The organism is Nocardia sp. NPDC005978 (assembly GCF_040614455.1).
In the GTDB taxonomy this organism is placed as follows: Bacteria; Actinomycetota; Actinomycetes; order Mycobacteriales; family Mycobacteriaceae; genus Nocardia.
Window position 1 is genome coordinate 1 of the sequence record NZ_JBEXUS010000179.1, and the last position, 9,998, is coordinate 9,998.

Below are 9,998 nucleotides of genomic sequence, written 5' to 3' on the forward strand. Positions count from 1 at the left end.
AACACAATCCCCCCAACACTCTTCCCCCCCCCCCGACGCTCTACCGATCTGCGGGGCCGCCGGCATCGGCGGAACGACGGCGGCGGGGAGCCTTTCTCCGCCAGAGCAATCCGGATACCGCGGGGCGGCCTCGGCCGCGAGCACCGGGGGTCGTGACGGCCTGACCACGCCGATGGCGTGGCCGGGCAGCCGCTGCCCTCGTTCGCTCAGCCCGCGCCGATGCGCGGGTTCCTCACCGTGAGGTGCCCCTTGCTCGACTTCGTCTACTACCCCGTGTCCGCCGTGCTCTGGTTGTGGCACACCGTGTTCGCCGCCCTGCTCGGCGCGGACAGCGACCCGGCCTGGGTGCTGGCCATCGTGTTCCTGGTCCTGACCCTGCGGGCCCTGCTGTTGCGATCCTTCTTCGCGCAGGCCAGGTTTCAGCGCGGACTCGTGAAACTGCAACCCGAGTTCGCCGAGATCAAGCGCAAATATCCCGACGACGCCGCCAAACAGGCCGCCGAATTGCAACGCGTGCGCCAGGAGCACGGGGTCAGCATGCTGGGCGGCTGCCTGCCGATGGTGGGGCAGGCGCTGGTGTTCATCGGCCTGTTCCACGTGCTGCGGTCGTTCCAGCGGGCCGACACCGGCAACTACGTCTTCTCGGCCGCCCAGGTGGACTCGTTCCTCGGGGCGAAATTCCTGGGCGTGCCGCTCGCGGCGACCCTGTCCGGGGCCGGTGACGCGCTGTTCACCGTCGCCGTCGTCGCGGTGCCGCTCATGCTCGTCGCCGCCGTCGCCACCCACTTCACCGCGCGCTTCGCGGTGGCCCGCCAGCTCGAGAGCGGCGTCGAACCGACGCCGCAGACCCGGATCATGAACACCCTGACGCTGTGGGTCTTCCCGGCCGGCGCCCTGCTCGCCGGGGCGATCTTCCCGGTGGCGATCCTGCTGTACTTCCTCACCCAGAACGCCTGCACCTTCGCACAGCAGCACCTGATCCACCGCCGGATGAATCCGAGCACGGGTGTCGTGACCGGCGGGAACGCCGAATCACCGGGCCCGGTGCGGTGACCCTGCCCGGCCCGGTGCGGTGATCCCGCCGGGCCCGATGCGATGACCTGGCCGGGCGGGGTGCGGTGCCTCGGGTGGGCCGCGTGCGGTGCCTCGGGCAGGCCCGGCGCGGTGACCCCGAGCGGCCCGGCGCTGTGACTCCGGTCGCACCGCCGGGCGGCGTGTCCGGGCCGGGCCGGTGTGGCCGGAAACCGGCTGGCGCGGACCCGATAGTCTGGTACCTGGTCGCGAGCAGTTTCGGCTGCTCGGCAACCGCTCGAGCATGATCAGCAGATGTTCATCAGAGACAAGGACCGCACACCGCTATGACTAGCCGCATCGAGCTCGCCCGCGACGATTTGCGCGGACGTACTCCCACTGCTGCCGAACTGCGCGCGGCGCTGCCGCGCGGGGGCGTCGACGTGGACTCGGTGCTGCATCACGTGCGGCCGGTCGTGGAGGCCATCCGCGATCGGGGCGTGGCGGCCGCGCAGGAGTTCAGCCGGCAGTTCGACGGCATCGCCCCCGCCACCGTGCGGGTGCCCGCCGCCGAACTCGTCAGGGCCCTGGCCGAACTCGATCCGGCCGTGCGCACCGCGCTCGAGGTCGCGATCGACCGCACCCGCACCGTGCACGCCGATCAGCGCCGTACCGACAAGACCACCCAGGTGGTCCCCGGCGGCACCGTCACCGAACGCTGGCTGCCGGTCGAGCGGGTCGGGCTGTACGTGCCCGGCGGCAACGCGGTCTACCCCTCCAGCGTCGTGATGAACGTCGTGCCCGCCCAGACCGCGGGCGTGGACTCGCTGGTGGTGGCCTCCCCGCCGCAGGCGCAGTTCGGCGGCCTGCCGCACCCGACCATCCTCGCCGCGGCCGAACTGCTGGGCGTGCAAGAGGTTTGGGCCGTCGGCGGCGCGCAGGCGGTCGCCCTGCTGTCCTACGGCGGCGTCGACACCGACGGCGCGCAACTGGAACCCGTCGACCTGATCACCGGTCCGGGCAACATCTACGTCACCGCCGCCAAGCGGCTTTGCCGCGGCCTGGTCGGCATCGACGCCGAGGCCGGCCCCACCGAGATCGCGATCCTGGCCGACGCCACCGCCGATCCCGCGCACGTGGCCGCGGACCTCATCTCCCAGGCCGAGCACGACGTGCTGGCGGCCAGCGTGCTGGTCACCGACAGCGTCGAGCTGGCCGACGCCGTGGACGCCGCGCTGACCGCGCAGCTGGCCGTGGTCAAGCACCGCGATCGCGTCGTGGCGGCGCTGACCGGCAAGCAGTCCGGCACCGTCCTGGTCGACGACATCGACCAGGGTCTGCGCGTGGTCAACGCCTACGCCGCCGAACACCTGGAGATCCAGACCGCCGACGCCGCCGCGGTGGCCGCCCGGGTGCGCAGCGCCGGCGCGATCTTCGTGGGCGCGTGGTCCCCGGTCAGCCTCGGCGACTACTGCGCGGGCTCCAACCACGTGCTGCCCACCGCCGGGTGCGCCCGGCACTCTTCGGGTTTGAGCGTGCAGACCTTCCTGCGCGGCATCCACGTCGTGGACTACTCCGAGGCGGCGCTGAAAGACGTTGCCGCGCACGTGGTCGCGCTGGCGAACGCCGAGGATCTGCCCGCGCACGGCCAGGCCGTGCAGGTGCGCTTCGGAGACCTGTCGTGAGCGCGGCGACCGTGCCCGGCGCCTCGATCTCGCTCGCCGATCTGCCGCTGCGCGAGAACCTGCGGGGCAAGAGCCCCTACGGCGCACCGCAATTGACGGTGCCGGTGCAGCTCAACACGAACGAGAACCCGCACCCGCCGAGCCGGGCCCTGGTGGACGACGTCGCCGAGTCGGTGCGCGCGGCCGCCGCCGACCTGCACCGCTACCCGGACCGGGACGCGGTGTTCCTGCGCGCCGAACTCGCCGCCTACCTGCGCAAGCAGACCGGCGTCGCGGTGGACGTGTCGAACGTGTGGGCAGCCAACGGTTCCAACGAGATCCTGCAGCAGCTGCTGCAGGCCTTCGGCGGACCCGGCCGCAGCGCACTGGGTTTCGTGCCGTCCTATTCGATGCACCCGATCATCTCCGAGAGCATCGACACCGAATGGGTCGAGGCCAAGCGCAACGGCGACTTCTCCCTCGACATCGACTACGCCGTGGCCGTGATCGCCGAGCGCCGTCCCGACGTGGTGTTCGTGACCAGCCCCAACAACCCGACCGGGCACAGCATTCCGGCCGGTGATCTGGAACGGATCCTCGACGCAGCCCCCGGCATCGTGGTGGTGGACGAGGCGTACGGCGAGTTCTCGAACGCGCCGAGCGCCCTGTCGCTCATCGACCGCTTCCCGGCCAAACTGGTTGTCTCGCGGACGATGTCGAAGGCGTTCGCCTTCGCCGGTGGCCGCCTCGGCTACCTGGTGGGCGCGCCCGCGATCATCGACGCGATGCTGCTGGTGCGACTGCCGTACCACCTGTCGGTGGTCACCCAGGCCGCCGCGCGCGCGGCCCTGCGCCACGCCGACGAAACCCTGGCGAGCGTCGCCGAACTCGCCGCCCAGCGCGATCGGGTCGCGGCCGCGCTGAGCGAGATGGGCTACGACGTGATCCCCTCGGACGCCAATTTCCTGCTCTACGGCCACTTCGCCGACGCCGCCGCCACCTGGCAGCGGTACCTCGACGAGGGCGTGCTCATTCGCGACGTCGGGATCCCCGGCTACCTGCGCGCCACCGTCGGCCTGGCCGCGGAGAACGACGAATTGCTGCGTGTCAGTGCGAAACTGGCGGCCACCGAGCTGGTCCGGCGATGACCGAACCCACACCGACCATGGAAGCGAGCATGAACCGAATCGCGCGGGTGGAACGCACCACCCGGGAATCCAGCATCGTTGTCGAACTGAACCTCGACGGCACCGGCAAGACCGACATCTCCACCGGCGTCCCGTTCTACGACCACATGCTCACCGCGTTCGGTCAGCACGGCAGTTTCGATCTCACCGTCGCGGCCAAGGGCGACATCGAGATCGAGGCGCACCACACCGTCGAGGACACCGCCATCGTGCTGGGCCAGGCGCTGGCCCAGGCCCTGGGCGACAAGAAGGGGATCCGCCGGTTCGGCGACTCCTTCATTCCCATGGACGAGACCCTGGCCCAGGCCATCGTCGACGTCTCGGGGCGGCCGTACTGCGTGCACACCGGGGAGCCGGAACACCTGCTGCACACCGTCATTCCGTCGGCGGGGCCCGGTGCGTCCTACTCCACGGTCCTGAACCGGCACGTCTTCGAGTCCATCGCGCTCAACGCGCGCATCGCCCTGCACGTGCGGGTGCTCTACGGCCGCGATCAGCACCACATCACCGAGGCCGAATTCAAGGCCGTCGCACGGGCTTTGCGCGCTGCGGTGGAATCGGATCCGCGGGTCTCCGGCATCCCCTCCACCAAGGGAACCCTATGAGCAAGAAGATCACCCTGCTGGATTACGGCTCGGGCAACCTGCACTCGGCCGAACGCGCGCTGGTGCGCGCGGGTGCGGACGTCACCGTCACCGCCGATCCCGAACTCGCCCTGAACGCGGACGGTCTCGTGGTGCCCGGCGTCGGCGCGTACGAGGCGTGCATGTCGGGTCTGCTCGGGGTGCGCGGTGACCGGATCATCGGCTCCCGCCTCGCGGGCGGCCGTCCGGTGCTCGGCATCTGCGTGGGCATGCAGATCCTGTTCGAGCGCGGCGTGGAATTCGGCGTCGAGACCGAGGGCTGCGGCGAATGGCCCGGCACCGTGGAGCGGCTGGACGCCCCCGTCCTGCCGCACATGGGCTGGAACACCGTCAAGGCGCCCGCGGACAGCGTGCTGTTCGGGGGCATGGACGCCGACACCCGTTTCTACTTCGTGCACTCCTACGCCGCGCAGACCTGGGGCTGGAACGAGGGCGACAGCTCACTGCCCCCGGCCAAGCTGACCTGGGCCGAGCACGGTGTGCCGTTCCTGGCCGCGGTGGAGAACGGCCCGCTCAGCGCCACCCAGTTCCACCCGGAGAAGTCGGGCGACGCGGGCGCGCAGCTGCTGCGTAACTGGGTGCTGTCACTCTGAACCGAACAACACGAAACCCCCGCCGCCGGTGGGGGTTTCGGTGTTCCCGGCGGGTGTCCGGATCGAGCGCGGCGATCGGGGCCCACCGGTGCTCGGACCGCCGGGGTGAGTGCGCGCGGAAATGCCCTTCCGAGGATTATCTTGCTCGCATGGACATCGCGCACGAGGGCGCCTCCGGGCGGGTGCGGGCATTGCCGACCCGGCTGATCAGCCAGGTCGCCGTCGTCGCCAATCGCGCCACCGACCGGGCCCTGGAGCCCACCGGATCCCGGCGCCACCACTACGCACTGCTCGCCACCCTCGACGAGTTCGGCCCGGACAGCCAGGCCGAACTGGGCCGCCGCACCCGCATCGACCGCAGCGACATCGTCGCGGCCGTCAACGACCTGGCCGGTCGCGGCTTCGTCCACCGGACCCCCGACCCCGCCGACCGCCGCCGCAACATCATCAGCCTCACCCGGGTGGGCGCCGCCCACCTGGCCGACCTCGACACCCGGCTCGAAGCCGCCCAGGCCGAACTCCTGCCCGGCTTCTCCACCGCGGACCGGGCCACCTTCGTCCTGCTCCTCAACCGCGTCCTCGAGCAGCACGCCCGCTGACGGCCACACCCGCCGCGCCGCGCTTGCTGTCCGCCGCGCTCGCTGCCGGTCGCGGGTCGCCCGGTGGCCCGCATCCGCCGTATCCCGGCGGCCGCGTCCGGCCGGCTCGGGAGCGGAACCGACTCGATTCCGGCGAAAGCCCCGGTAGTGGGGATGAGTTCGGTAGCCACTAGGATGCTTGCGTGAGTCTTGTGCTGCTACCTGCCGTCGATGTCGCCAATGGTGAGGCCGTGCGCCTGGTTCAGGGAGAGGCGGGCAGCGAAACCAGTTACGGTTCGCCGCGCGACGCCGCCCTGGCATGGCAGAACGACGGCGCCGAATGGGTCCATCTGGTGGATCTGGACGCGGCGTTCGGTAAGGGATCCAACCGTGATCTGCTGGCCCGAGTGGTCGGCGAACTCGATGTGAAGGTCGAACTCTCCGGCGGCATCCGCGACGACGAATCGCTGAAGGCCGCCCTGGCCACCGGCTGCGCGCGCGTGAACCTGGGCACCGCGGCCATCGAGGATCCCGAGTGGTGCCGGCGCGCCATCGGCGAATACGGCGACAAGATCGCGGTCGGCATGGACGTCAAGCTGATCGACGGCGACTACCGGCTGCGCGGGCGCGGCTGGGTCACCGACGGCGGCGACCTGTGGGAGGTGCTCGAGCGCCTCGAACGCGACGGCTGCTCGCGCTACGTGGTCACCGATGTCAGCAAGGACGGCACCCTGACCGGCCCGAACCTGGACCTGCTGCTGCAGGTGGCCAATGCCACCGACGCGCCCGTCATCGCCTCGGGCGGCGTCTCCACCCTCGACGACCTGCGCGCCATCGCGACCCTGGTCCCCGAGGGCGTGGAGGGCGCGATCGTCGGCAAGGCCCTGTACGCGGGCCGTTTCACCCTGCCCGAAGCTCTCACGGCGGTGCGCTGAGCCGATGGCCGCCGCGCTGCGCCCGAAGGACGCCGACCTCGCCGCTCTGCTCACCATCGCCAGTGGCGCCCTCGACGGGGTGGCGTCGCGTTTCGTGGAAGGGGTCGGCGCGCCCAGCGCGGTCCAGAAGGGCCGCGGCGACTTCGCGACCGAACTCGATCTCGAACTCGAGCGCACCCTGTCGGCACAGCTGACCGAGCGCACCGGATTCCCGGTGCACGGTGAGGAATTCGGCGGCCCCGAACTCACCTCCGGCACCACCTGGGTGCTCGACCCCATCGACGGCACCTTCAATTATTCGGCGGGACACCCGCTTTCGGGCATGCTGCTGGCCCTGGTGCGAGACGGCGAACCGGTCATCGGGCTGACGTGGCTGCCCGGTCTCGGTCAGCGCTACGCGGCCGCGCTCGGCGGCCCGGTCTTCCTGAACGGCCAGCCGCTGCCGCCGCTGGAGCGCGCCAAACTCGCCGACGCCATGATCGGCTTCGGCGCGTTCAACATCGACGGCGCGGGCCGCATCCCCGGCATCTTCCGGTTCAACCTGCTGGGCGCGCTGAGCCGGTTGTCCGGTCGCGTCCGCATGCACGGCTCGACGGGAATCGACTTGGCGTACACCGCCTCCGGGGTGTTGGGTGGAGCGGTGGTCTTCGGCCACCATCCCTGGGACAACGCCGCGGGCGTGGCCCTGGTGCGGGCGGCGGGCGGGGTCGTCACCGACCTGCGCGGGCGCGACTGGACCATCGAATCCGGTTCGGTGCTCGCGGCGGCGCCCGGCGTGCACGAAGAACTATTGGACATGATCGACGACACCGTGCGGGAAACCGTGAGCGGCGCAACCGAACCCCCGGCCGATCCGGCGGCGGCGGCCGCGGTGTCGCAGGAGAGGCAGCAGCAATGACGTTGGCAGTGCGTGTGATTCCGTGCCTGGACGTGGACGCCGGCCGGGTGGTCAAGGGCGTGAACTTCGAGAACCTGCGCGACGCGGGCGATCCCGTCGAACTGGCGGCCACCTATGACGCGCAGGGCGCGGACGAGCTGACCTTCCTGGACGTCACCGCCTCCACCGGCGACCGCGGCACGATGATCGACGTGGTCACCCGCACCGCCGAGCAGATCTTCATCCCGCTCACCGTCGGCGGCGGCGTGCGCACGGTCGAGGACGTGGACCGCCTGCTGCGCGCGGGCGCGGACAAGGTCTCGGTGAACACCGCCGCCATCGCCCGCCCCGAGGTGCTGCGCGAGATGTCCCAGCGCTTCGGCTCGCAGTGCATCGTGCTCTCGGTCGACGCCCGCACGGTCCCCGCCGATCAGCCGCCCACCCCCTCGGGCTGGGAGGTCACCACGCACGGCGGCAAGCGCGGCACCGGCATCGACGCCGTCGAATGGGCAACCCGCGGAGCCGAACTCGGCGTCGGGGAGATCCTGCTCAACTCCATGGACGCCGACGGCACGAAGGCGGGCTTCGACCTCACCATGATCCGCGCCGTGCGTGCCGCGGTCTCGGTTCCGGTCATCGCCTCCGGCGGCGCGGGCAAGGTCGAGGACTTCGCCCCCGCCGTGCAGTCCGGCGCCGACGCGGTGCTGGCCGCCAGCGTCTTCCACTTCGGCGACCTCACCATCGGCCAGGTCAAGGACGCCATGCGCACCGAAGGGATCGTGGTCCGATGAGTCTGGATCCCGCCATCGCCGCCCGCCTCAAGCGCAACGCCGACGGTCTGTTCGCCGCCGTGGCGCAGGAACGCGCCACCGGCGACGTGCTCATGATGGCCTGGATGGACGACGAGGCCCTGGCCCGCACGCTGGAAACCCGCAAGGGCACGTACTATTCGCGCTCGCGCGAGCAGTACTGGGTCAAGGGTGAGACCTCCGGCCACACCCAGTACGTGCACGAGGTGCGCCTGGATTGCGACGGCGACACCGTGTTGCTGATCGTCGATCAGGAGGGCGCGGCCTGCCACACCGGCACGCACACCTGTTTCGATACCGATGTGTTGCTGGCTCGCCCGGACGGGGCATCGGGGGAGTAGGCGGACGCCGCCGGATCAATGGCTCGGGGGACGGCCGGAACGGCCCATTCCGCGGGCCATTCCCTTTTCGAGCTGCTGCACCATGGCCTCGCTGAGTTCGAGCAACTCTTTGGTCTGTTCTTTGTCCAGCCCGTCGAAGACCAGCCCGCGCACGCATTCCAGATAGCCGGGCGCGGCCTCGGTCACTTTCTCGAAGCCCGCGTCGGTCAGGACGGCCTGCGCGCCACGCCGCCCGGGAATGGTGACGCGTTCCGCCCAGCCGAGCCGTTCGAGTTTGGAAATCACGTGCGAGAGGCGTGATAGCGATGCATTTGCCTTTTGCGCAAGCTCACTCAGTTGCAACCGGTGGCCTGGTTCTTCGGAGAGCAGAGTCATCACGAAGTATTCGAAATGGGTAATCCCGGACTCACGTTGGAGTTGGGTGTCCAGGGCGGCCGGAAGCCTGGTCATCAGCGCGATGACGCTGCGCCACGCTCGCTGTTCCATGGGATTCAACCACTTCGTCACCGTGCCAGCCCTCTCGTAGCAGCCAAGTGACATGTAGCGCTGGTCAGTCCGGCGGACGGTGGAGCATCAACAGCGAGTCACCCGCGTATCAGAGTTTGCCACGATTTCGCTCACCAGTCACGGTGTTGGTGAATGACGTGACATCGATCACGCGTGTCGCGGGGGAAAATCAGTACGCGCCGGATTCCGGCGGATTTGGCGCGGTTTCGACCGCGACGCTCTGCTTTTCCTGGGCCGCGCGGGCCTTCGCGGCGCGATTCTTGCGGAATCGCCTGCGCAGCACGAGAAATGCCACCGCGAGGAACAGCACCGCGGCGCCGATCGCGCCCGTCAGCGCGGCCCCGCGAAATCCCGGCGCGTCGACGTCGAGAATGCGCTCGCCGGCGTGCGCGGCATTCGAGTTGCCCAAAACGATAGTTAGCGTCATCAAATTAGGGATGGCCACGGCGAGCGCGAGAACGGCGGATGCGCCCGCAATAAACGGACCGCCCCGTTTGCGCCACGTGGTGCCCGCCAGCAATAGCAGAAAAAGTGGCACCGCCGTACAAATCGCACCCATGAGCAGACCCGACCAGATGCCCTTGGCGAAACTTCCGCTCACGCTCTCGGCGATGCGCTGGGCCCACCAGCGCGGAATGAACGCGGCCAGAATCAGATACGACACCCACAGCACCAGCGCCGTCACCACCAGCGCGATGATCCGATTGCGCCACGTGCGGAACGAGGATCCCTTGCTCTCGGCGGGCAGCTCCTGGCCGGTGGTAGTCATAGCGCCAGCGTATGCCCGGCGGTGCGGCCTGCCCCGCAGCGCCACTCCGGGGCGCGCGCGGGCCGGGTCCCGGATCGCCGCAC

At 70.1% G+C, this 9,998-nt stretch carries 13 protein-coding genes; 11 read left to right on the forward strand and 2 right to left on the reverse strand.

Translation table 11 applies throughout. The annotated features are described in order from the left end of the window. From ABZ319_RS38780 to hisI, 11 genes are all read left to right on the forward strand, one after another. Window positions 1-164 (forward strand): DUF6412 domain-containing protein (locus tag ABZ319_RS38780; protein ID WP_354991594.1); only part of this gene is annotated, 164 nt, incomplete at its 5' end. Window positions 165-249: 85 nt separating this feature from the next. After that, a complete protein-coding gene (gene yidC, locus ABZ319_RS38785; RefSeq protein ID WP_354991583.1) occupies window positions 250-1,053 on the forward strand; it encodes a membrane protein insertase YidC in 804 nt (267 codons plus the stop codon). Window positions 1,054-1,358: 305 nt separating this feature from the next. Next, window positions 1,359-2,696: a histidinol dehydrogenase gene (gene hisD, locus ABZ319_RS38790; protein ID WP_354991584.1), complete on the forward strand. Its 1,338-nt coding sequence runs from the start codon at window positions 1,359-1,361 to the stop codon at window positions 2,694-2,696. Next, window positions 2,693-3,823 (forward strand): histidinol-phosphate transaminase, encoded by a 1,131-nt coding sequence (locus ABZ319_RS38795; RefSeq protein WP_354991585.1) that lies wholly within the window; start codon window positions 2,693-2,695, stop codon window positions 3,821-3,823. The genes hisD and ABZ319_RS38795 overlap by 4 nt, the downstream gene beginning before the upstream one ends. Next, a complete protein-coding gene (gene hisB / locus ABZ319_RS38800; protein ID WP_354991586.1) occupies window positions 3,820-4,467 on the forward strand; it encodes an imidazoleglycerol-phosphate dehydratase HisB in 648 nt (215 codons plus the stop codon). The genes ABZ319_RS38795 and hisB overlap by 4 nt, the downstream gene beginning before the upstream one ends. Further along, window positions 4,464-5,099, forward strand: a complete 636-nt coding sequence (gene hisH, locus ABZ319_RS38805) for an imidazole glycerol phosphate synthase subunit HisH (protein ID WP_354991587.1) — start codon at window positions 4,464-4,466, stop codon at window positions 5,097-5,099. Before hisB ends, hisH begins: the two co-directional genes overlap by 4 nt. Before the next feature lie 149 nt (window positions 5,100-5,248). Next, complete coding sequence (locus ABZ319_RS38810) at window positions 5,249-5,698, forward strand: MarR family transcriptional regulator (RefSeq protein WP_354991588.1); 450 nt, start codon at window positions 5,249-5,251, stop codon at window positions 5,696-5,698. A 182-nt stretch (window positions 5,699-5,880) separates the two neighbouring features. After that, the gene (gene priA / locus ABZ319_RS38815) at window positions 5,881-6,612 is read left to right on the forward strand and encodes a bifunctional 1-(5-phosphoribosyl)-5-((5-phosphoribosylamino)methylideneamino)imidazole-4-carboxamide isomerase/phosphoribosylanthranilate isomerase PriA (protein WP_354991589.1); all 732 of its coding nucleotides are present in this window, start codon (window positions 5,881-5,883) and stop codon (window positions 6,610-6,612) included. Window positions 6,613-6,616: 4 nt separating this feature from the next. After that, complete coding sequence (locus tag ABZ319_RS38820) at window positions 6,617-7,510, forward strand: inositol monophosphatase (RefSeq protein WP_354991590.1); 894 nt, start codon at window positions 6,617-6,619, stop codon at window positions 7,508-7,510. Next, window positions 7,507-8,280: an imidazole glycerol phosphate synthase subunit HisF gene (gene hisF, locus ABZ319_RS38825; RefSeq protein ID WP_354991591.1), complete on the forward strand. Its 774-nt coding sequence runs from the start codon at window positions 7,507-7,509 to the stop codon at window positions 8,278-8,280. The genes ABZ319_RS38820 and hisF overlap by 4 nt, the downstream gene beginning before the upstream one ends. Continuing rightward, window positions 8,277-8,639: a phosphoribosyl-AMP cyclohydrolase gene (gene hisI, locus ABZ319_RS38830; RefSeq protein WP_354991592.1), complete on the forward strand. Its 363-nt coding sequence runs from the start codon at window positions 8,277-8,279 to the stop codon at window positions 8,637-8,639. The genes hisF and hisI overlap by 4 nt, the downstream gene beginning before the upstream one ends. Before the next feature lie 15 nt (window positions 8,640-8,654). On the opposite strand, the gene ABZ319_RS38835 is transcribed toward hisI, so the two are convergent. Further along, a complete protein-coding gene (locus tag ABZ319_RS38835) occupies window positions 8,655-9,179 on the reverse strand; it encodes a MarR family transcriptional regulator (protein WP_354991593.1) in 525 nt (174 codons plus the stop codon). A gap of 136 nt (window positions 9,180-9,315) precedes the next feature. Next, window positions 9,316-9,915 (reverse strand): permease, encoded by a 600-nt coding sequence (locus tag ABZ319_RS38840; RefSeq protein WP_354991595.1) that lies wholly within the window; start codon window positions 9,913-9,915, stop codon window positions 9,316-9,318. Between the last annotated feature and the right edge of the window lie 83 nt (window positions 9,916-9,998).